We start from the raw sequence: 21,623 nt of genomic DNA on the forward strand, positions 1-21,623 counted from the left end.
ATTCTAAAATGGTTGTCGACTGATGTCAATGTTTATAACAAAATCCATATATGGTAAAAAAGGATATAAAAAAAGAAAGGTGCTAAATTGCACCTTATCTTGGGAATTAAATCTATATATTTACAAGAAATAGATATATCATCATTCGTTTTTAAGGTAAAAAGGCGTTGGAAGTCGAAAAGCTTTGCATAAATGTCTTTTGCAATAATTTTGTGACAGGGCCTACTTGTCCGTTTTGAATAGGGGTTCCATCTAGATGGGTAAGCGGCATTACTTCAAAGGTTGTGCCTGTAAAGAAGCATTCATCTGCTTTATATACATCATGAATACTAAATAATTCTTCTTGCAGGGAAATATGTAATGTATGGGCAAGCGATATAACATATTGCCTAACAATACCATTTAAAATGAGATGGTTTGCAGGATGGGTGTATAGTATGCCATTTTTCACAAGAAAGAAGTTAGAATGACTACCTTCTGTGACAATGCCGTTCCGGACGAGAAGAGCTTCTTTGCAGCCTTTTCGCTCTGCTTTTGTATTAGCTAGTATATTTGGTAACAAATTTAATGACTTAATATCGCAGCGAAGCCAGCGAATATCGGGTTCTGTGATCGCGCGAATTCCATATTCAATCCATAAAGCAGGTCGCTCTTTTTTTCGAATGTAAGCATAAATAGTTGGAGTTGTATCAAAAGAGAAGGCATGAACGCGAGGTTTGACACCGCGTGAAATTTGTAAATAAATGATGCCGTCTTCTTGAAATTGATTCTTTTCAAGTAGTTCGTATAAGGATGAGATAAGCTCAGCTTTTGAGAGAGTAAGGGATAGCTCAATTTCTTCCATAGAGCGGTATAATCTTGTTATATGTGGATCTAATAAGTGCAAAGTACCTTTATAAATACGAATAACTTCATATATGCCATCACCGAACTGTAGAGCGCGCTCTTCTAAATCAATATGAGGTTGTTCTTTTTCTGTATCAATCATTTTTCCATTCCATAATACAAAGCGTTCAGGCTTCATATTTTCCCCTTCCTTCTCCAAGTAGTGTTTGCACATACAAATTCGAAGGTTGAAAGACAGAATCCTGCTTTATGATACAAAAAAACAACGTTCTACTGTAGAACGTTGTATAAGGAGGGTAGCTTGTTTATTAGGGACAAAGCTTATATGTTTTATTATAGATATGTTTCGTGAATTTTATGTAAAATTTTGGTGAAGGTTGTGTAATGATTACGTAGCATTTTTCTTGAATTGATGTCACCGCATAAAAAAAACGCTGATTACTCAGCGTTTTTTTCTTTAATGGTTGTTTTGACTGTACCTGTTTTTATTTTGTTGCCTTCATAGAAACGAAGTAAGTCGCCTTCAATAATTTTATCTGACATGTGCAGTTCATTTTGTGCACGGTCGATCATTGCCTGTGCTTCAGCTTTTGGTACTTGCACAACTTCACCTGTCAGGCGGTTATAGAATGTGTTATTTGTGTACGTGTATTGATCTGTGATGAAGCTTCCATCACGTAATACGACAAATGGTTTTCGATCTAGTGCAAACAAGTCATGCCCGAAGCGAATGTCATTTGTTGTATCAACACCTAGTAAGTGAAGGATTGTTGGTTTTACATCAATTTCTCCAGCAGGTGCCGTAATTGTTTTACCTTCTTTTTGACCAGGAACGTGAATGAAGAACGGTGTACGTTGTAAGTTCATATGGTCAAATGTTGTAATTTCTTCTTTTCCTAAGAACTGTGCCATTGCACGGTTATGGTTTTCAGAAATACCATAGTGGTCACCGTAGAATACAATAACAGAGTTATCGTAAAGGCCTTCTGCTTTTAAACGCTCAATAAAGTGTTTTAACGCTTCGTCTAAATAACGAGCTGTTACTACGTAATTGTCAAATACATCGTCACCAGAGTTATAAGGTTCAATTAATTTTGTTGCCTCATTATAATCAAATGGATAATGGTTTGTTAATGTAAGGAAACGTGTATAGAATGGTTTCTTAACATTTTTTAACATATCCACTGATTGATCAAAGTACTCAATATCTTTTAAACCCCAACCTAATTTTGTTTCAGGTGTAATTTTATAATCTAATTCGTTAAAGTAACGATCGTAACCAAGTGCTGGATACACGATGTTACGGTTCCAGAACGTTGCGTTATTTGCATGGAATACAGCCGTGTAATAACCTTGCTGGCGCAAGATTTCTGGTGTTGCAATAAATTCATTGTTACCGTGTGTAAAGAATACAGCGCCGCGATCTAATGGATATAATGAGTTGTCTACCAGAAACTCTGCATCAGATGTTTTACCTTGACCTGTTTGATGAAAGAAATTTTCAAAGTAGTAACTTTCTTTCATGAACTGGTTTAAGAATGGTGTCACTTCTTGGCCATTTACTTTTGAACCAAGTAAGAATGTTTGCATTGATTCAAGAGATACAACAATTACGTTTTTCCCTTTTGCTACGCCGAACATATTTGGATCTGGCTTTTCTTGTACTGTTTTCACATAGTTTTCTGTTTCTTGCAATTTACTTCCATCTGCAAATGCTTTTTGTGAACTTGATTTTGCTTGTAAACCAAGATCATATATTTGGTGTGTATATAAACCTAAGTTTTTCACGAGCATGACGCGGTCAAATGAACGCGTTAATAATTCAGGGCGCTCTGTTTCTGCAAGTCCTAAGTTTGCAAAGAAAATTGCGATTGTTGATACAAAATATAGGGAGCGCATTGGACGTGAAACACGCTCTGTTTTTGCATAATCTTTCTTTTTCTTTAAAAGAATGAAGAAGAAGATAAGATCAGCAAACGCAACAACAATCTTGTAATTAAAGAGCGATTTTACACTAGAACCAAGACTACCAAAGTTTGACGTTTGTCCAAGTACAGGTAATGTTACGAAGTCATTATAGAAACCATAGAACATTACATTACCAACAAGAATAATGGTAAGGACAAAGTCGATTCCGAGTGCGATATAGTTTCGTTTCTTTCCTTTTGCAAATAATGCAAGACCCACTAGAAATAATGATGTTGCTAATGGGCTAATAAATAAAATAAATTCTTGCATGAAAGATTCTAATTTTAAGTCAAAGCTAGTACGTGTAATAATGTACGTTTTTAACCATAATGTAATGGCGATAAAGAACGTAAATCGCACGTTTTGAAATTGTAATTTCAAAGATTCCTTCATCCATTTTCACCCTTTCTCTATCAGGCTTGGTCAATTTTTGAGAGAACAATGCTAAAATAAAAAATACATAGTTTTCTTTGCCATGGATAGAGTTTTTTTCTTTCGTACATCCATATATGACTTGAACTATGCATACCGTTTGTTTTCCTGCTTCTATGTTGCTCCACAAGCACAACGTCATTTTTGTATTATACAACAAAATTTGGCTGTTAGGAACACACTGAAATCTTACATTTTTTTGTATTTTTTCCGTTGTAGCTGACAGTGAAAACTTTAACATTGGTTTATATGCTCGTCAACTAAAAAATATAACAAAAGTGGGAAAGAATATGTAGTGAGATTAAGTATTATAAATTGAGAAAAGTTTAAAAACACAAAACGAACACTTGTTCTTTTTGTGCTTATTTGTTATAATGAGAGCATATGATAAGTAACGTTGCCAAGCTAGAACCTACACTATATTGTATGTGTGTAAAGTTTGCTTATGTTGTAAATAAACTCGGTATATATAGAAATAATGTGAAATTTCCATTAGCAGGAAATCCTCTCCTGCTAATGAAGTGCTCTTATCAAATTTCTTTATTTTGTCACAGATTGATCGCGAATAGCGGTATAAAAGAATAACGAGGGGAGATTTCATAGTGAGAGAGAAATTTTCGGTTGAAGCGTTTTGGAATAAAGTAAAATATGCGGCGATTAAGGCAGGACATTCGGTTATTTATACTAGTTTGCTCCTGTTTTATGTATTGCAAAAACGAGATGTTCCAAAACGAGTAAAGCTTGTAATTATTGGTTCTCTTGCGTATTTTATTGCACCGCTTGATGCGATTCCTGATTTTGTAGCTGGACTTGGTTATACAGATGACTTAGGCGCATTAACAGCTGCACTCGTACAAGCTGCTATGTATGTTGATGAAGAAGTGAAGGAACAAGCGCGTACAAAACTGGGAGAATGGTTTGGTTCTGATGTGGATACGTCACTTATCGATCAAAAGTTAGATTAATGCAGTGAAACGTCTAACGGAAGGAATGGGATATGCCGTCAGGAAAAACACACACGAAGATAAACTTAGTTTCTCTTCCTATTGTATTATTTATGCTCGTTTCTTACGGGGTAACAAATTTTGATTTTTTGCTTACGTTTGCGATTGGATTTATTGTTGGAACTTATTTTTTAACACCGGATTTAGATATTCATAGTGCCGCTTATCGGAAATGGGGATTACTTCGAATCTTTTGGTATCCATATCAAATTGTGATGCCGCATCGATCACCGCTTACCCATACAATTATTATCGGTGATTTAATTCGTCTTCTCTACATGCTGCTTGTTTTCTCACCATTTTTATACATGTTAAATAAAACGGTGTTAGAGGGAAAGCTAGCAGAGATTGTAAAGGCACATGAGGTAGGAATTGTCACGTTTGTACTGGGTGTTATAGCTGCTAGCACATTACATATTATAGCGGACAGTGTGAATACAAGGCGGAAAAGGATGATGCACCGCAAACGGAGAAAGAGAAGATAGTAAAAGCACTTGCACACTGCAAGTGCTTTTATTCTTATATATAGCGGATTATATAGAAAGCAAAATAGGGAGCTGACTAAAAAAGTTCATTTTTCGGTAAGACCCAGTTCAGCGGCTCGACTACTCATATGTCGAATATTATCGAAAGGTAGATATATTCTGTCGAAGCGTCGATATATCGGTGGACACGGAAAAAAGAACTGACTTCAAAAGGCACTTATGTGCCTTTTGGGCCAGCTCCTTGTTCCTTATATGCAAATATACTATCTAGCTGTGACATCTTTCACTGCTTCAGAAATACGATCAACTGCTGCTTTTCCAGCATCTTCAACAGTATCGATAGCATTTTGCATTGCGTCACTTGTTGCTTCAATGCCGCGTTTTGTTTTATTACGCCCTTCGTCAATAGCAGATTGATTTCGGTCTTGCTTATCCATTCGCTGTCCCTCCTAAAATCAGTTTTCAACTTTAGTATGAGAAAATGTTATTTTACTATTCACGAATTAGAAAAGCTGTAAACAACACTGCTATTTGAACAGGTGCATCAGTTCCGGCTGTTATTTCCTATGTTTAGGTCATCATTTGTTGAAATTTGATAGAGGAAGATTTTCTTTATGTATTAAGTAATTAAAAAATGAACATATAATCATACCACAATTGTGAAAAAGTGAACAAAGAAATTGTGAATAAAATTCGAAAAATGGGATTGTAAATAAAGGAAAATATGATAAAGTATAAATAGCACATTGATGAAAACGTTTTCCTAAACGTTTTATTTTTAGACATAAAGGTCTGATGACCTGGTGGTCTACTTATATGGTTGTTAGATAATAGGGGATATTAGAGAGGAAGAGGGACTATGAGCACATGGACACAAATTTATGATCCGCTAGGTAACATTTGGCTTTCGGCAGCGGTTGCAATGATTCCAATTATATTTTTCTTTTTAGCGTTAGCGGTTTTTCGTATGAAAGGCTATGTTGCGGGATTTATTACAGTTGTATTAACAGTTATAATTGCACTTTTCGTTTATAAAATGCCATTTACGATGGCGATGGCAGCAACCGGTTATGGCTTTACTTATGGATTATGGCCGATTGCGTGGATTATCATTATGTCAGTGTTTTTATACAAAATCTCGGTAAAAACAGGACAGTTTGATATTATTCGTGCATCAGTTCTTTCTATTACAAGTGATCATCGTTTACTTGTCATCTTAATTGGCTTTTCATTCGGAGCGTTTTTAGAGGGGGCAGCCGGATTTGGGGCACCGGTAGCAATTACAGCAGCGCTTCTTGCGGGACTTGGTTTAAATCCGTTATACGCAGCCGGGCTTTGTTTAATCGCAAATACAGCGCCGGTAGCATTCGGAGCTATGGGGATTCCGATTTTAGTAGCTGGTCAAGTAACAGGTATTGATCCTCATAAAGTAGGGCAAATGGCTGGGCATCAATTGCCGCTTCTATCATTATTTGTTCCATTTTTCATCGTATTTTTAATGGATGGATTAAAAGGTGTGAAACAAACGTGGCCTGCATTATTTGTAGCAGGCGGCTCGTTCGGGGTTACGCAGTTTATTACAGCAACATACCTTGGGCCTGAGCTTCCAGACATTACATCGGCATTAGTAAGCTTAGTGAGTTTAGCGTTATTCTTAAAAGTATGGCAACCAAAAGAGATTTATCGTTCTGGAAAAGGACAAGCAGAAGCTGCGGCAACGGTAGCTGCTGGTTCTACAATGAATTTAACAACAGGAAAAGTTTTAAAAGCATGGTCACCGTTTATTATCTTAACGGTAATGGTTGTTATTTGGAGCCAGAAATTCTTTAAAGATTTATTTGTTCCAGGCGGCGCGCTTGAAAGCTTAGTGTTTAAATTTAAAGTTCCGGGTCTGCATAATTTAGTAATGAAGGCAGAGCCGATTGTTAATAAACCGACACCGTATGAAGCTGTATTGAAGCTTGATATTTTATCGGCAACAGGAACAGCAATTTTAATTGCATGTATCATTACAATGTTTGTTTTAAAAATGAGTCCAAAACAAGCAGTAGCTACATTTAAAGAAACGTTGCAAGAATTAAAAATGCCAATTCTATCAATTGGATTAGTACTTGGTTTTGCATTTATCGCAAATTACTCTGGACTTTCGTCAACGTTAGCATTAGCGTTAGCAGGAACGGGAAGCTTATTCCCATTCTTCTCACCATTCCTTGGATGGATTGGGGTATTCTTAACAGGATCAGATACATCTGCAAACGCATTGTTCTCAAACCTGCAAGCAATTACAGCGCAGCAAGTAGGTGTAAAGGAAGTATTACTTGTTGCGGCAAATACAACAGGTGGTGTAACAGGTAAAATGATTTCGCCGCAATCGATTGCAATTGCATGTGCGGCAGTTGGACTTGCTGGGAAAGAATCGGATTTATTCCGCTTCACATTGAAACATAGTTTATTCTTTGTAACAATCATCGGCATTATCACATATATTCAAGCTTATTATTTAACTTGGATGATACCTTAAAAGGTAAAGGAGCTGACTTAAAAGGGGGAGAATTTCCTCTTTTGAGTCAGCCCTTTTATTATTTATGATTTTGATACGGAAAATGGATTGCTTTAATATGGTGTAAATTAAAATGAAAATGCTGGTTACGTGCTGTAATAAGTTCAATTTGATTGTCGGTCACTTCAACTAGCTTTCCTATCTTATAATTTGTTGCACCTAAATCGAGTAAGATAATTTGTTGTTTTAGTTTTTTTATTTGCTCAGAAAACGTACGGGCAAGCGTAAGTTTGGAAGGTGCTGGCGATAGTTTCTCTCTTTCTAAGCCATAAGGCGTTTCTGCTTCTTTATACGGAATAAGATATTTTACGTGATGAAATGGGATGTATAACGTTTGATAGACAGGTGAGAGGAAGACAAAATAGTCATTCATAATATGAGTGACGTATCCATGTAAGAAATGTTCATATGATAATGCAAGTTCAATAAATTGTCCTTTTGCTACTTGTAATGTTTTTCGAAGCGAAATGGTGGATTCAGTTGATATCATATCTTGTGGTAATAGAGATTCTGGAATTGTCAGATTATCAAATTGTAATGAGTCAATTATCGGAGTTAAGTGTTGAATGTGTAAACTAGAGATATACATGTATTTTTCTCCATCGTACAATACAATAATATCTGATCCTTTATCAATCATAATCCCTTCAAATGGAAGGTTTCCAGACAGCGTTACTTGCACAGGTTGATTGATATATTTTTGTAAATGAAGCATAGTAATCTCCCTTCTTGTAATTACATACGTTTTTTCTTCTAACTTTTAAGCTGCGAAGATAAAGTGAAACTTCCGTCAGTGGGGGTCTTACTGCCCGTTAATGCAGGATAAATGTAACCCAATAATATAAGCAAAATAGCGTGAAAATGACAGTTGGCGGAATGACGAGGAATGTAGCTTTCATATACGTGCCCCAGCTGATATTTACTTTTCCTTTCCTTGTAATAAACATCCACATTAAAGTTGCTAATGTACCGATTGGCAGTAGTAGTGAACCCATGTCACTACCGATGATATTTGCAAGATAAATCGTTTTCAATGTAATAGGATCTAGCCCCATTTCGGTAAGAGTGATTGTACCAATCATTAAGGCAGGATGGTTATTAAAAATGTTAGAGAGGACAGAGATTAAGCCTCCCATAATAAAGTTGGCATGAAATAAACTACTGGTGATGAGTGGATGAAGTTTTGTAACGAGCAGTTCAGTTAAACCGATGTTATGAAGTCCGTATACAATTACGTACATAGAAAATGCGAAAACTAACACATACCAAGGTGTTTTTTTAATCATATCAATCGGTGGAATGCGCAGTTTGTACCATCTCCACCCGAGTAAAATAATAGAGCCAATGACTGCTGTGATGGCGATGGAAAATTGAAAGTACGATGCGATAAACAAGCTGATACGAACGCATAGAACAAATAATAGAATTCTAAACATAAATCGTGTTCGCTTCCGATTTTCAGCTACCTCGGATCGTGGTTGCAAAGGATGAAAGGATTTTTTTACGAAATTTTCATCTAAATGTATCGGTAAGAACGGGAGTGTTTTCGGTAATTGTTTCTGATAGATGAGGAATAATAGGGACGCCATAAAGAGGAGACCTAAAGTGGCAGGTACAAACATCATTGCTGTATGCATGTATAAATCCATATGAACAATTTTTAAGGCGATTAAATTTACAATATTGCTTACGCCAATCGGTACACTTGAGGCAGTAGCAATGAGCGCACCGCTTACTAAGTAAGGTATTTTTTGATTATGTGTAAGTCGTAAATGGTGTAACAAAAGCAGTAAAATGGGAGTTGTAATTAAGATGCTACCATCGTTATTGAAGAATAATGTCATGAGAAAGCATAGAAGATTTGTATACCAAAACAGGCGAATACCAGAGTTTTTTGCTTTTTTCGCAAGTTGAACGGCACACCAGTGAAAAAAGCCAAAACTCTCTAGTACGATTGCCATGACAATGGTAGCCATAATTGTTATGGCAGCGTCAATAATTTTTGAGCTAACATCACCTAAGTCGGTAAAAGAAACGGCACCGCTTAAAATGACAATCATTGCTCCAACTGTTGCTGGAATCGCTTCATTCATTCCTTTTGGTCGCCAAAAGATGATAAGCATAGTTACGAGAAAAGTGAGTATGGTTATAGTAGATTGTAGGTTTAGCAACTCTTTCACCCCCGTTCTTAAAGCGAAATGTCCGTACAAGACGTATGTCCTACACCAACTTATATTATATATGTATGAAGTGTGGATTCGGCTTGTACTAAGTGAAATAACTATTTTTTGAGTGAAAAAGAAAAAATGTAAATACCTTTGCATTTGTTAGACAATGATGTATGATAGGAGCGTAGTAAAAATTTAATCAGTGATAAACTAGGGGTGCCCAAGAGAGCTGGGCTGAGAGAGAAGCGTGTTGAAGCTTCTTAACCCTTTGGACCTGATCTGGTTCGTACCAGCGGAGGGAAGTTGTCGGCTTTACATAACAATGTCTTATGTTGCCAGGTCCTATTCTTTATTATGGGCCTGGCTTTTTTATTTGGGCATTGCTAGCCGCTAGTTCTCGTCCTTGTCGTAAGAAAGGTGGAGCCGACTGTTTAGGAGGCGAAACTGGATCTAAAGAAAAGCGAAGACACAGGGGAGGAAAAAATGATGAAACAATCTGTTTCAGCTGAGCAAATGGAGCTAAAGTCAAGTTTACCAGGAAGCAAAAAGGTATATGTAGAAGGTACGCGTGAAGATATGAAAGTACCAATGCGTGAGATTGCACAAAGCGATACAAACGGTGTACCAAACCCGGCTATTCGTGTATATGATACGAGTGGTCCTTATACGGATCCTAATTACAAAGTGGAGTTAGAAAAGGGGATTCAGGCGCCGCGCCGCTGCTGGGTTATGGAACGGGAAGATATAGAAGAGTATGAAGGCCGTGAAGTGAAACCGGAAGATGATGGAGTGAAAGCAGCAGCTAAACATACACCTATATTTCCGCAAATGGGACGGAAGCCGCTCCGTGCAAAAGACGGGTCAAATGTCACGCAAATGCATTATGCACGTAAAGGTATCATCACACCAGAGATGGAATATGTAGCAATTCGCGAAGGTGTAGAGCCAGAATTTGTGCGAAAGGAAATCGCTGAAGGTCGTGCTATTTTACCAGCAAATATTAATCACCCGGAAGCAGAACCGATGATTATTGGACGTAACTTCCATGTGAAAGTAAATGCGAATATTGGGAACTCAGCTGTTTCATCCTCTATTGCTGAAGAAGTTGAGAAGATGACGTGGGCAACGCGCTGGGGTGCTGATACAATTATGGACCTCTCTACCGGAAAAAATATCCATACAACGCGTGAATGGATTATTCGTAATGCTCCTGTACCAGTTGGAACAGTGCCGATTTACCAAGCGCTTGAAAAGGTAAACGGAATTGCGGAAGATTTAACGTGGGAAGTATACCGTGATACGCTAATTGAACAAGCGGAGCAAGGGGTAGATTACTTTACAATTCATGCTGGTGTGCTGCTTCGTTACATTCCGCTTACAGCAAAGCGTGTAACAGGAATTGTATCACGCGGTGGTTCAATTATGGCGCAGTGGTGTTTATATCATCATCAAGAAAACTTTTTATATACACACTTTGAAGAAATTTGTGAAATTATGAAGAAGTACGATGTTTCCTTCTCTTTAGGAGATGGATTACGCCCTGGTTCAATTGCGGATGCAAACGACGAAGCGCAATTTTCTGAGCTTGAAACATTAGGGGAACTTACGAAAATTGCTTGGAAGCATGATGTTCAGGTGATGATTGAAGGGCCAGGACATGTACCGATGCATTTAATTAAAGAGAATATGGATAAAGAACTCGACATTTGTCATGGTGCACCGTTTTATACGCTTGGACCGTTAACGACAGACATTGCACCTGGTTATGATCATATTACTTCGGCAATTGGTGCAGCGATGATTGGCTGGTTCGGTACAGCCATGCTTTGCTATGTAACACCGAAAGAACATCTTGGCCTGCCAAACAAAGATGATGTTCGTGAAGGTGTTATTACGTATAAAATTGCCGCGCATGCTGCTGACCTTGCAAAAGGTCATAAAACAGCACATCAGCGCGATGACGCTCTTTCAAAAGCGCGCTTTGAATTCCGTTGGCGTGATCAATTTAATTTATCATTAGACCCTGAGCGTGCAATGGAATATCATGATGAAACATTGCCAGCAGAAGGAGCAAAAACAGCGCATTTCTGCTCTATGTGTGGTCCAAAGTTTTGCAGTATGAGAATTTCGCATGATATTCGTGAGTATACGAAGGAGAATGATTTAGAAACAACAGAAGCAATTGAGAAAGGTATGAAAGAAAAAGCAGAAGAGTTTAAAGAAGCAGGTAGTCAGTTATATAGATGAGTAGAAAGACTGAAATGAAAAACCTGAAGTATATAAATGCAAATTGAAAAACCGACATAAAGACCTCTTTTTTAGGGGTGGGCGAGAGCGTCTGGCCGTGCATAGAAGCGGTCAGTGCCTTATTCTGCCCCGTGCGATGTAAAACAAAGGTAGAAGGCAAGTGGAGAGCCTGCTTTGTTTTGTGTGCTAGGGTTTTAAATAGATTTATGTAGAAAGTACCTTTCTGAACACCTTTTCAATCTATGATCACGTGTACCTAACCTAATATAGATAATCATCCCCCTGCTGAGCGAGAGCAGGGGGATTTTGTTTCGTTTAATAAGTTAACGAGCAAAGACGAGCTGTACCCAGTAGAATAAGAGGAAGAGGGTTACGATTGTGGTGAGTGGAATGACAATTAAGGAGACGTTCAAGTAATCTTTCCATTTTATTTTAATTTTATTTTGCTTTAGGATATGCATCCAAATAAGAGATGCAAGTGTACCGATTGGTAATAACAATGATCCTATGTCGCTACCAATGATGTTTGCAAGGTAGATTGTTTTGAGGGTAATAGGATCTAATCCCATTTTTGTTAAGGTAATGGTTCCAATCATTAGGGCAGGATGGTTGTTAAAAATGTTTGATAGAATTGAAACGAGTCCGCCCATGATAAAACTTGCGTACAATAAACTTTGATTCACAATCGGTTCGCATACTTGCACAAGCCAAGTTGTTAATCCAGCGTTATGGAGTCCGTAAATAATAACGTACATAGAAAAAGCAAAAACGAGAATGTGCCACGGTGTCTTTTTTAATATATCGACTGGATTTGTTCGTAAATAATACCATCTCCATAGGAGCAGAACGAGAGAGCCAATTACGGCAACAATTTCAATCGGAACTGCAAAGAATGAGGCAACGAAAAGGAGACAGCGCATAAGAAAGACAAACAGTAACACTTTTAACATAAATTTGGAGCGTTTGCTTTTTGTATCAACAGAATCTGTCCCTTTTAATGGGTGAAACTGTTTTGTGAAAAAGACTTCTTCAATGTCATAAGCGGATGTTGGTAGTTTTTTCGGTAATTTCTTTTTCACAACCATATACATGAGCCATGACATAAAGAGGAGCCCTAACGTTGCAGGTACAAACATCATCGCTGTGTGCATATAGAGTGTCATATGAACGATATTTAGTGCAATTAAATTTACAATATTACTAACGCCAATTGGAGCACTAGAAGCAGTTGCAATTAATGCGCCGCTTAATAAATATGGAATTTGTTGATGTGGTTTTAATTGGAGGTTTTTCAGAAGCAAAATTAAAATTGGTGTTGTTATTAAAATACTACCATCGTTATTAAACAACAATGTCATGAGAAAACAGAGTAATTGAATGTACCAATATAGACGACGCCCGGAGCCTTTTGCTAAGTTTGCGAGTCTGGCCGCTGCCCAGTGGAAGAAACCAAAACTTTCTAATATAACAGCCATAACAATTGTGGCCAGAATGGTAATAGAGGCGCCGCCGATTTTACCAATGATATCTGCAATGTCACTGCGTGATACGAGCCCGGTAATAATGATAATCCCCGCTCCAACTGCAGCTGGCCATGCTTCATTTAATCCTCTTGGCCGCCAGAAGATGATGAGCATGGTGAGGAGAAAAACGAAAACCGTAATCCAAATTTCAATACCCATAGCTAGCCTACCCTTCTTGATTCTTTAGTTTGAACAAGGGTATTTCAACTTGTCCGAGACTTTCTACTTAATTATATTCAAATTGTTAAAAGAAGGCTTGAGGCATTACACTAACTATTGTAAATATGGGCGTTTGATACTTTAGGGAAAAGACATAGCATATAGGGAATATTGAATGAAAATAGGCACATATCCAGTATGTGCCTATTAGGTATTTATAAGAGAAAAGTTGCTACGTGCATCTACCTAATTTTCTTTTGGTAGGTAAATGTGGAGAGAAATATGCTACTTATTTCGTGGTAGATGATGTTTGACTAAGTATTTTTATTATATAACCGACAAAAAACTCTTTTTTTAGGCGGGCGGGAGCGAGTGGAAGTTTCACTTTATATTTTGTTGGAACGCCGATATATCACAAATAACGTCGATATATCGGCAGCCTCTGTAGTGAACCGTTCGTTTCACTTTAAAAATGATCGATCTTTCAAGAATAAGTTCCAGAAGAAGATGAATCCTGGTAATAAAATTGCGATCCCGATTGCATAGAGGATGAGCAGTGCATAAAACGTTTCTGTCGTTGTAAAACTTGTGAACACGGTCACTTCTGGATAAATAATATACGGAAGATGTGCAACGCCGTAAGCATAGCTTGCAAATCCATACTGGGCAACGACAGAAAGAACAGCGATACGCGGCCAGCCTAGTATTCCTTGTTTTTTGTTCGTCCACCAAAGTGAGGAATAGCCAATGATAAAAAAGATAATTGAGATTGTAAACCATAGGAACTGTTTAATTAAACCATCCATGAGCCAATGTGTTTCCGGTTCCATTACGACAAGTGCGATGATAGCGGTGACAAGCGTGGCAGGGCCGAGTAAGATGGCATTTCTTCGATAGAGACGATATGTCTCTTGAGATCCTTGTTCGCTAGCAAAGTCAGCGAGAAAGAGTGCTGATAAAAAGAGTTCGGATGTTAAGCCAAAGAGCATGTACCAATATACGACCGGGCTTGATAATAACTTTCCATATAGTAGCGTTTCTTTCCCGTTAGCAGTCGTAATGAAAGCTCCTTCTGTTACAGGGAGAACTGTAATTAAGAGAGCTGGAATTAATAGACCTGTAATGCCTGAAATCGTGCGCAGTACACGCTCGTACTTTGGCACAGAGTAAGCGAACACCATAAAGGTACTGCGAATGGCAACGAGAATGAGAATTAAGGTAACAGGTACAAACATTGCTGTTGCAAGTGTAAATGCAGCCTTTGGAAAGAATCCGAGAAACGCGACAACGACAAAGACTAGAAATGTATTCGTAACTTCCCACGTTGGAGACAAGTAGCGATTCGCAAGTTTTCCAGCAAGTGTTGGATGCTTTGCGTATACCATCCCCCAAAAGCCAGCTCCGAAATCAATTGAGCCTAAAATACTGTATACAAAAATGACAGCCCAGAGAATGATAATAGCGATACTTGCTTCATGCATGTGAATCCCCCCTGTTCGCTTGTAAGTCGGCCTTTAATGGATGGCGTTTAAAGAATGTTCGTAATACGAAAATAGTTAAAGCACCAAGTGCAATATAAAGGATGACAAATACGATGAATAATGGTCCAACGAAATCGGCGCGCGTGGCAGCATCTGTCGTCCGCTGAAAACCGTAAATCGTCCAAGGCTGCCGGCCGCTGCAGCTGAAAATCCAGCCAAATTCAATGCCAAGAAGCATAATCGGACCGCAAGCCGCAATGGCCCAAAGCATCCATTTTGGTAATTGCCCTCCTTTTTTTCGGTAAATGAAGTACCAATATCCAAGTGCAATTGCAGCGACGGCGAATGTAAATGTAGCCGCTCCGACCATTAAGTCAAAGAATAGATGTGTGTAAAAAGGCGGCCACGTTTCTTGTGGAAATTCATTTAATCCTTTTACAACTGTATTTGGAGACAGACCGACTAACATACTGAGCAGGTTTGGAAATTCAATTGCGTATTTTAATTTGTTTGTTTCTGGATCGAGAATGCCTCCAACGGCTAGCGGTGCATGTGACTGTGTCTGAAATAATGCTTCTGCTGCTGCTAATTTCTCCGGTGAGTGCTCATGCAAGGCAATCGCAGATTCATGTCCAGAAAGCCACATAATTGCGCCTGTAATAAATGTGACGATTAAACCTAAATATAATCCTTTTTTATGATAGGTAATCTCCTGTGCACTTTTATTTCGTTTTAATAATTTAAAACCGGCAATCGAAGCGATGACAGCAGCTCCTGTTGCATAAGCTGTAATGACAACATGAATGGAGCTTGTGAAAAAGCTTGGATTAAAAAAGGCTTTCCAAGGATCAACATTATAGACTGAACCGTCTGCAGCCATTGAAAATCCCGCTGGTGTATTCATCCATGTATTTGCTGATGTAATAAGTACAGCAGATGCAGTTGCCCCGAACATCACAAAAAAGAGCGATATTAATCGCATAAATGGTGGTAATTTATCTGCAGCATACACATAAATGGACATGAACAATGCTTCTAGGAAGAAGGCGAAAATTTCAATTTGAAATGGGACGGAAATGACTTGTCCGACAATCTTCGCAAAGCCAGGCCAAAGTAAGGAAATTTGGACGCCCACAATTGTTCCTGTTGGAATGGCAACACCAAGAAGAATCGCAAATGCTTTCGTCCATCTTTTTGCCATCACAGAGTAATCGGGGTCCTTTTTCCAGTGATATAATACCTCGCTTATAAAAATCATTAAGGAAAGACCAATTCCTAGCGTTGCAAAAATAATATGGAAGGCTAACGATGATCCAAAGAAAGCGCGTGATAATGTAACAGTATCCATATGCCTACTCCTCTTCTTTTTTGCCATTATTTTCTTACCGTTATGGAAAATTTATTCAAAAAAGTGACAAAAAATATGTATGTACTTTAGGGAAGATTATGATATTATAATTTTGAAATGTTTAGGGAATAAATAAAAAGAAGAATTAACATTTTAGAATTGTACTTTGAAGAAAAATATTTTATAATTCTTATACGAACATAAGTTCTATTTGTTTGGTTTTTACAAACTATACAAGTCAGAAACGCTAATGTTTACTGGATTTAGTCTTATTCATGAAACGGAGGGGAAAGTTTTCATGTATCCAGAAATCATTAAAAAAATGGCATTTTCGAAAGAGCATAAAGATTTATTGTTAAAGCTATATAATAAAGAAATTACAAGGCGTGAATATGATCGTCTCGTACAAGTATTATATCGGCCGGCAAAAGAGAGTGTGTAAAATCCATTCATAGTGATTGGATAACTTCATTCTATAGCAATAAAGGAAAAGAGGTAATCTGAAAAGGTTACCTTTTTTATATGGTGATGGTTGGTACCTTAACGAGGCACGTTAAAAACAGCAAGTAATGGCTACTTGCTGTTTTTTAATGCTATTTGCAAAATAGTAAGTCCTTCTTGATGGAAGCTTCACTTAATGATAAAGAAAGTGAGAGAAAGCGAATGTAGCATAGAGAATTTTTTGTTCATATGCTCGTCATATGAGAATTCCCCTAGACATATATATAGGTTAGCTTAACCTTATGGGGAGCTATAAGAGCTAATGAGAAAGGGGGCGTCATATGAATATTTTGCTTTGCTGTGCTGCTGGTATGTCAACGAGTTTGCTTGTAACAAAGATGGAGAAAGCAGCAGAGGCGCAAGGGATAGAAGCTAGAATTTGGGCTGTATCTGGGTCGGAAGTGCGTAATCATATTGATGAAGCAGATGTATTATTACTCGGCCCGCAGGTGCGCTATCTATTACCGAAAATGCAAGAGCTCTGTAAAGAAAAAGGTATACCCGTGAATGTCATTCAATCTGTACACTACGGACTTTGTAATGGGGAAGCGGTGTTACAAGCAGCATTGTCAACGAAGGCATAAGGAGAGTGGAGAGGATGACGGGATTTTTAGAAAGATACGTTATGCCTGTAGCAGGAAGAATTGCAGAGCAGCGTCACTTACAAGCTGTTCGAGACGGAATTATTTTAACGATGCCTTTCTTAATTATCGGATCCTTTTTCTTAATTATTAGTGCGTTGCCGATACCTGGATATAATGATTTTATGGCCAATTTATTTGGGGCGGGCTGGCAAAAAGCATTAGGGTATCCGGTAAGTGCCACATTTAATATTATGTCTTTAATCGCCACTTTTGGAATCGCTTACAGATTGGCAGAACAGTATAAAGTAGATGCATTAGCATCAGGGGCGTTGTCACTTGTATCTTTCTTATTAGCAACACCATTTCAAGTTTCACATATTGCAGAAACGACGAAGGAAAGTATTTTAGTAGAAGGTGTGATTCCAACTGTACTTACTGGCAGCCAAGGTTTATTTGTGGCGATGATTTTAGCACTTATATCTACAGAAATATACCGCGTTATTATACAGAAAAATATTGTGATTAAAATGCCAGAAACAGTACCGCCAGCAGTGTCGCGTTCGTTTGTTGCACTGATTCCTGGTTTTGTTGTGATTACTGTAGTGTGGATTATACGGTTAATTCTAGAACACACTTCATTTGGAAGTATTCATAATATTGTGGGACAATTGCTACAAGCGCCGCTTAGCACACTGGGTGCTAGTATATTTGGAGCTGTGATTGCGATTATTCTTATTCAATTATTGTGGGCATGCGGGATTCACGGAGCGGCAATTGTTGGCGGAGTGATGGATCCAATTTGGCTCTCATTAATGGATCAAAACCGCGTCGCTTTTCAAGCTGGGCAGGAAGTACCAAATACAATTACAAAGCAATTCTTTGATTTATGGATTTATATGGGTGGTTCTGGTGCAACGCTCGCACTTGTCATAGCGATGTTACTATTTGCAAGAAGTCAGCAATTAAAAAGTTTGGGTAGGCTATCCATTGGACCAGGTATTTTTAATATTAATGAGATGGTGACATTTGGAATGCCAATTGTGTTAAATCCCCTTCTTCTGATTCCATTTATCTTTGTTCCCCTTGTTCTAACGATTGTGACTTATTTTGCGATGGAATGGGGATTTGTGGCGCGGCCAAGCGGCGCAGCTGTGCCGTGGACAACACCGATTCTGTTTAGCGGCTATTTAGCAACGGGCGGTAAGATTTCAGGTGTTGTGATGCAGTTAGTAAACTTCTGCTTAGCTTTTTTCATCTATTTCCCATTCTTAAAAATGTGGGATAAGCAAAAGTTGGCAGAAGAAAAGGGGGAGCAATAGAGGGAAATGGATACGATAGAGACAACGGCTTTTCATTTAATTTTACATGGGGGAAATGCGAGAAGCTCAGCGATGGAGGCAATTCAATTTGCGAAACAAGGAAAGCTTTCCGAAGCGGACGGAAAATTGCAAGAAGCAGACAGCGAGTTAAAGGAAGCGCATCGCTTACAAACAACATTGATTCAACAAGAGGCAGGCGGCGAACGGGTCGAACTTACGTTACTGTTCGTTCATGCGCAGGATCACCTTATGAATGCTATAACAATGAAGGAATTAGCGAGTGAGTTTGTTAATTTATATAGGAAGATGTTAGATAGAAAATAGGCCTTGCGGGTGCAAGGTCTTTTTTATGTATTGAAAATGACAAGTTAAACAAATAACTGGACCACTTATGTACATATCCATTTATTTTTTCCACATTTATGTAAAAATGAAGTAGTAAAGGGGGGGCGATATGAAGGTTCATATTGATTTAGACCCAGCACATGAAGAACTAGAAATCGTGATAAGGACGAAAGAAATGACTGAAGATGTTCAGCACATTTTGAAAATATTAGAAGGGGGGACGATCAAGCAAATTGTTGGGATAGAAGATCAGCAGTTTTATTTATTGGAGTTTAAGGAAATATATTGGTTCTATTCGGAAGGCAGAAAGGTATTTGCCCAAACGACAAAAGGAAACCTTGAAGTAAAACACCGGCTGTATGAATTAGAGAGTGCCTTACAGCGAGAAGGATTTGTTAGGTTCTCAAAATCGACAATTGCAAATATAAAGCATGTGAAAAGTTTTGAAATGTCGTTTAGTGGCAGCATGTGTGCTCATTTTTCAAATGGGATGAAAGAGTACGTTTCGCGAAAATATGTTCCGCTTATTAAAGAAGTTTTGAATATAGGAGGTTAGTATGATGATGGATAGAATAGGTGCAAAGTTGGCAGCTGGTATGGGGATGGCGATGTTTTATAGCTTATTATTTTTGGGGATCGGTTATGCGAATGGGATGGAGACAATAGAGATAAGGACATTGTTAATTCAACTTGTTGCAGCAAATATAATTGGGATGATCTTCTCCGTTGCTTCTTTTGTTTTTGAGAGGGAAGAATGGAGCCTGTTAAAACAAACAATCATTCATTTCATTATATTACTAGGAACATTTCTTCCAGCGGCAGTATGGATGGGATGGGTTCCTAATCATGCAAGTGCCATTCTCATTTGCGTAGGAAGCTTTATTATCATTTACTTCATGATATGGTTTGCAATGACAATGTATTGGAAGAAAAAGATTGAGAGTTTAAATAATCAGCTTAAATAGAAAAGAGAAGAAAAGTACGCCAGGTGTGAAAAGCACTTGGCGTACTTTTTAATTGCTTTAGCTGAAGAAGCACGGGAAACGATGAATGAAGCGCATCATTTCCAATATGAGCTCATACAATCAGAAGCAAGAGGAGAAAAAATAGAAATTACAGTACTACATTGAATAAACTTTCCAGTTATAAAAAAATCAATGCGAAAGGGGAACGTGTAGTATGTGTGGAATAAAAATTACAACAATTGGCGGTGGCTCTAGTTATACGCCGGAGTTAATTGAAGGTTTTATTAAGCGCTATCATGAACTTCCTGTTCGTGAAATTTGGTTAGTTGATGTGGAAAAAGGAAAAGAAAAGTTAGAGATTGTTGGTAACTTAGCGAAGCGTATGGTGAAAAAAGCAGGAGTTCCAATTGATATTCATCTTACACTAGATCGCCGCGAAGCGTTAAAAGATGCGGACTTTGTTACAACACAATTTCGCGTTGGGTTATTAGCAGCGCGCGGAAAAGATGAAGCCATCCCGTTAAAATATGATGTGATCGGCCAGGAGACAAATGGTCCTGGCGGTTTATTTAAGGGCTTAAGAACGATTCCTGTTATTTTAGATATTTGTAAAGACATAGAGGAGCTTTGTCCAAACGCATGGTTAATTAATTTTACAAATCCAGCGGGTATGGTAACAGAAGCCGTTCTTCGCTATACAAACATTCAAAAGGTTGTCGGGTTATGCAACGTTCCGATCGGGATTCATATGGGATTAGCAAAGATTCTCGATGTAGATCCAAGCCGTGTACATGTTGATTTTGCGGGTTTAAACCATATGGTGTATGGATTGGATGTCTATTTAGATGGTGTGAGCGTCATGGACCGTGTGCTAGAATTAGTAACAGATCCGGAGAAACAAATTACGATGCAAAATATTGCAATGCTTGATTGGGAACCCGATTTCATTCGCGCGCTTCGTGTAATTCCATGCCCATACCACCGTTATTACTACAAAACACGTGAAATGTTAGAAGAAGAAAAGCAAGCGTCACTGGAAAATGGTACACGTGCAGAAGTGGTGAAGAAGCTAGAGAATGATCTGTTTGAACTGTATAAAGATCCGAATTTAGATAGTAAACCACCGCAACTAGAAAAACGCGGCGGAGCATATTATAGTGATGCTGCATGCAGCTTAATTACGTCTATTTACAACAATAAAGGCGATATTCAGCCTGTAAATACAAGAAATAATGGTACAATCGCAAGTTTACCAGCTGATTCTGCTGTTGAAGTAAACTGCGTCATTACAAAGGATGGTCCAAAGCCGATTGCGGTTGGGGACTTACCAGTGTCAATTCGCGGTTTAGTACAACAAATTAAATCGTTTGAACGTGTAACAATTGAAGCAGCTATAACAGGTGATTATCATAAAGCGCTGCTGGCGATGACGATTAATCCGCTTGTCCCATCTGATAAAGTAGCAAAACAAATGTTAGATGAAATGCTGGAAGCTCATAAAGAGTATCTTCCGCAATTTTTCAAGAAAGTGGAGAACTAAAAGCGGCGCAGTTCAGCCCGCTTTTTTTTCAGTTTGAATTCAAATTGAAAAAACCCCTTTCTTTTTTAGGTGGTCGAGAGGGGATGGCCGCGTGTAGAAGCGGTCAGGGCCTTTTTCTGCCACGTGTCATGTGAAAACAAATGTAGGT

The 21,623-nt window shown here is 38.2% G+C and carries 19 protein-coding genes, 1 pseudogene and 1 riboswitch; of the genes and pseudogenes, 12 read left to right on the top strand and 8 right to left on the bottom strand.

Annotation, left to right across the window (positions count from 1 at the left end):
* Positions 1-151: 151 nt before the first annotated feature.
* Positions 152-1,024 carry a D-amino-acid transaminase gene (locus BM350_RS23820; RefSeq protein WP_090918055.1) on the bottom strand — a complete coding sequence of 291 codons (873 nt, stop codon included), beginning with the start codon at positions 1,022-1,024 and terminating at the stop codon, positions 152-154.
* Positions 1,025-1,284: 260 nt separating this feature from the next.
* Positions 1,285-3,207, bottom strand: a complete 1,923-nt coding sequence (locus BM350_RS23825; protein ID WP_090918054.1) for an LTA synthase family protein — start codon at positions 3,205-3,207, stop codon at positions 1,285-1,287.
* A gap of 641 nt (positions 3,208-3,848) precedes the next feature.
* Here BM350_RS23825 and BM350_RS23835 point away from each other — a divergent pair.
* Entirely contained in the window at positions 3,849-4,211 is a 363-nt protein-coding gene (locus BM350_RS23835; RefSeq protein ID WP_090918050.1) for a YkvA family protein, read from the top strand.
* A 32-nt stretch (positions 4,212-4,243) separates the two neighbouring features.
* Positions 4,244-4,735, top strand: a complete 492-nt coding sequence (locus tag BM350_RS23840) for a metal-binding protein (protein WP_090918048.1) — start codon at positions 4,244-4,246, stop codon at positions 4,733-4,735.
* A gap of 263 nt (positions 4,736-4,998) precedes the next feature.
* Here the strand turns inward: BM350_RS23840 and BM350_RS27125 are convergent, their stop codons facing one another.
* Entirely contained in the window at positions 4,999-5,172 is a 174-nt protein-coding gene (locus BM350_RS27125; protein WP_170857764.1) for a hypothetical protein, read from the bottom strand.
* 422 nt (positions 5,173-5,594) lie between these two features.
* Here BM350_RS27125 and BM350_RS23845 point away from each other — a divergent pair, with 422 nt between their 5' ends.
* Positions 5,595-7,256, top strand: coding sequence for a lactate permease LctP family transporter (locus BM350_RS23845; protein ID WP_090918046.1), 1,662 nt, complete (start codon positions 5,595-5,597; stop codon positions 7,254-7,256).
* Between the two features lie 58 nt (positions 7,257-7,314).
* Here the strand turns inward: BM350_RS23845 and BM350_RS23850 are convergent, their stop codons facing one another.
* Together BM350_RS23850 and BM350_RS23855 are read right to left on the bottom strand one after the other, a co-directional pair.
* Positions 7,315-8,010, bottom strand: a complete 696-nt coding sequence (locus BM350_RS23850; RefSeq protein ID WP_090918043.1) for a hypothetical protein — start codon at positions 8,008-8,010, stop codon at positions 7,315-7,317.
* 97 nt (positions 8,011-8,107) lie between these two features.
* Positions 8,108-9,466, bottom strand: a complete 1,359-nt coding sequence (locus BM350_RS23855) for an arsenic transporter (protein WP_090918041.1) — start codon at positions 9,464-9,466, stop codon at positions 8,108-8,110.
* A gap of 199 nt (positions 9,467-9,665) precedes the next feature.
* Positions 9,666-9,781, top strand: a riboswitch (TPP riboswitch).
* Positions 9,782-9,949: 168 nt separating this feature from the next.
* On the opposite strand from BM350_RS23855, the gene thiC reads away from it, so the two are divergent.
* Positions 9,950-11,710 carry a phosphomethylpyrimidine synthase ThiC gene (thiC, locus tag BM350_RS23860; protein ID WP_090918084.1) on the top strand — a complete coding sequence of 587 codons (1,761 nt, stop codon included), beginning with the start codon at positions 9,950-9,952 and terminating at the stop codon, positions 11,708-11,710.
* A gap of 323 nt (positions 11,711-12,033) precedes the next feature.
* Here thiC and BM350_RS23865 read toward each other — a convergent pair whose 3' ends face one another.
* The 3 genes from BM350_RS23865 to BM350_RS23875 form a co-directional block, all read right to left on the bottom strand.
* A complete protein-coding gene (locus tag BM350_RS23865; protein ID WP_090918039.1) occupies positions 12,034-13,392 on the bottom strand; it encodes an arsenic transporter in 1,359 nt (452 codons plus the stop codon).
* Positions 13,393-13,853: 461 nt separating this feature from the next.
* Positions 13,854-14,873, bottom strand: a complete 1,020-nt coding sequence (locus tag BM350_RS23870) for a cytochrome d ubiquinol oxidase subunit II (RefSeq protein ID WP_090918038.1) — start codon at positions 14,871-14,873, stop codon at positions 13,854-13,856.
* A complete protein-coding gene (locus BM350_RS23875; protein WP_090918036.1) occupies positions 14,866-16,221 on the bottom strand; it encodes a cytochrome ubiquinol oxidase subunit I in 1,356 nt (451 codons plus the stop codon). The genes BM350_RS23870 and BM350_RS23875 overlap by 8 nt, the downstream gene beginning before the upstream one ends.
* Before the next feature lie 298 nt (positions 16,222-16,519).
* Between BM350_RS23875 and BM350_RS27130 the strand changes: the two genes are divergently transcribed.
* The 8 genes and pseudogenes from BM350_RS27130 (at position 16,520) to BM350_RS23915 (ending at position 21,475) form a co-directional block, all read left to right on the top strand.
* On the top strand, positions 16,520-16,663 hold the full coding sequence (locus tag BM350_RS27130) for a hypothetical protein (protein WP_090918034.1): 144 nt from the start codon (positions 16,520-16,522) through the stop codon (positions 16,661-16,663).
* 340 nt (positions 16,664-17,003) lie between these two features.
* Positions 17,004-17,306, top strand: a complete 303-nt coding sequence (locus BM350_RS23885) for a PTS sugar transporter subunit IIB (protein WP_090918032.1) — start codon at positions 17,004-17,006, stop codon at positions 17,304-17,306.
* Positions 17,307-17,320: 14 nt separating this feature from the next.
* Positions 17,321-18,625, top strand: coding sequence for a PTS cellobiose transporter subunit IIC (celB, locus tag BM350_RS23890; protein WP_090918030.1), 1,305 nt, complete (start codon positions 17,321-17,323; stop codon positions 18,623-18,625).
* A 6-nt stretch (positions 18,626-18,631) separates the two neighbouring features.
* Positions 18,632-18,949 (top strand): PTS lactose/cellobiose transporter subunit IIA, encoded by a 318-nt coding sequence (locus tag BM350_RS23895; RefSeq protein ID WP_090918028.1) that lies wholly within the window; start codon positions 18,632-18,634, stop codon positions 18,947-18,949.
* 130 nt (positions 18,950-19,079) lie between these two features.
* Complete coding sequence (locus tag BM350_RS23900) at positions 19,080-19,526, top strand: LytTR family DNA-binding domain-containing protein (protein WP_090918026.1); 447 nt, start codon at positions 19,080-19,082, stop codon at positions 19,524-19,526.
* A 4-nt stretch (positions 19,527-19,530) separates the two neighbouring features.
* Positions 19,531-19,935 carry a DUF3021 domain-containing protein gene (locus BM350_RS23905; RefSeq protein ID WP_090918082.1) on the top strand — a complete coding sequence of 135 codons (405 nt, stop codon included), beginning with the start codon at positions 19,531-19,533 and terminating at the stop codon, positions 19,933-19,935.
* A gap of 66 nt (positions 19,936-20,001) precedes the next feature.
* Positions 20,002-20,094 (top strand): annotated as a pseudogene (locus BM350_RS23910) (PTS lactose/cellobiose transporter subunit IIA); the annotation flags it as partial.
* Between the two features lie 55 nt (positions 20,095-20,149).
* Positions 20,150-21,475 (top strand): 6-phospho-beta-glucosidase, encoded by a 1,326-nt coding sequence (locus BM350_RS23915; RefSeq protein WP_090918024.1) that lies wholly within the window; start codon positions 20,150-20,152, stop codon positions 21,473-21,475.
* The last annotated feature ends 148 nt before the right edge of the window (positions 21,476-21,623 follow it).

This window comes from Bacillus sp. 103mf (assembly GCF_900116295.1).
GTDB classification, from domain to species: domain Bacteria; phylum Bacillota; class Bacilli; order Bacillales; family Bacillaceae_G; genus Bacillus_A; species Bacillus_A bruguierae.

What these genes read in the sequence shown, in the direction of transcription:
- BM350_RS23820 (WP_090918055.1), bottom strand. Translation starts at nt 1,024, where the DNA reads ATGAAGCCTGAACGCTTTGTATTATGGAATGGAAAAATGATTGATACA.
- BM350_RS23825 (WP_090918054.1), bottom strand. Translation starts at nt 3,207, where the DNA reads ATGAAGGAATCTTTGAAATTACAATTTCAAAACGTGCGATTTACGTTC.
- BM350_RS23840 (WP_090918048.1), top strand. Translation starts at nt 4,244, where the DNA reads ATGCCGTCAGGAAAAACACACACGAAGATAAACTTAGTTTCTCTTCCT.
- BM350_RS27125 (WP_170857764.1), bottom strand. Translation starts at nt 5,172, where the DNA reads ATGGATAAGCAAGACCGAAATCAATCTGCTATTGACGAAGGGCGTAAT.
- BM350_RS23845 (WP_090918046.1), top strand. Translation starts at nt 5,595, where the DNA reads ATGAGCACATGGACACAAATTTATGATCCGCTAGGTAACATTTGGCTT.
- BM350_RS23850 (WP_090918043.1), bottom strand. Translation starts at nt 8,010, where the DNA reads ATGCTTCATTTACAAAAATATATCAATCAACCTGTGCAAGTAACGCTG.
- thiC (WP_090918084.1), top strand. Translation starts at nt 9,950, where the DNA reads ATGAAACAATCTGTTTCAGCTGAGCAAATGGAGCTAAAGTCAAGTTTA.
- BM350_RS23865 (WP_090918039.1), bottom strand. Translation starts at nt 13,392, where the DNA reads ATGGGTATTGAAATTTGGATTACGGTTTTCGTTTTTCTCCTCACCATG.
- BM350_RS23870 (WP_090918038.1), bottom strand. Translation starts at nt 14,873, where the DNA reads ATGCATGAAGCAAGTATCGCTATTATCATTCTCTGGGCTGTCATTTTT.
- BM350_RS23875 (WP_090918036.1), bottom strand. Translation starts at nt 16,221, where the DNA reads ATGGATACTGTTACATTATCACGCGCTTTCTTTGGATCATCGTTAGCC.
- BM350_RS27130 (WP_090918034.1), top strand. Translation starts at nt 16,520, where the DNA reads ATGTATCCAGAAATCATTAAAAAAATGGCATTTTCGAAAGAGCATAAA.
- BM350_RS23885 (WP_090918032.1), top strand. Translation starts at nt 17,004, where the DNA reads ATGAATATTTTGCTTTGCTGTGCTGCTGGTATGTCAACGAGTTTGCTT.
- celB (WP_090918030.1), top strand. Translation starts at nt 17,321, where the DNA reads ATGACGGGATTTTTAGAAAGATACGTTATGCCTGTAGCAGGAAGAATT.
- BM350_RS23895 (WP_090918028.1), top strand. Translation starts at nt 18,632, where the DNA reads ATGGATACGATAGAGACAACGGCTTTTCATTTAATTTTACATGGGGGA.
- BM350_RS23900 (WP_090918026.1), top strand. Translation starts at nt 19,080, where the DNA reads ATGAAGGTTCATATTGATTTAGACCCAGCACATGAAGAACTAGAAATC.
- BM350_RS23905 (WP_090918082.1), top strand. Translation starts at nt 19,531, where the DNA reads ATGATGGATAGAATAGGTGCAAAGTTGGCAGCTGGTATGGGGATGGCG.
- BM350_RS23915 (WP_090918024.1), top strand. Translation starts at nt 20,150, where the DNA reads ATGTGTGGAATAAAAATTACAACAATTGGCGGTGGCTCTAGTTATACG.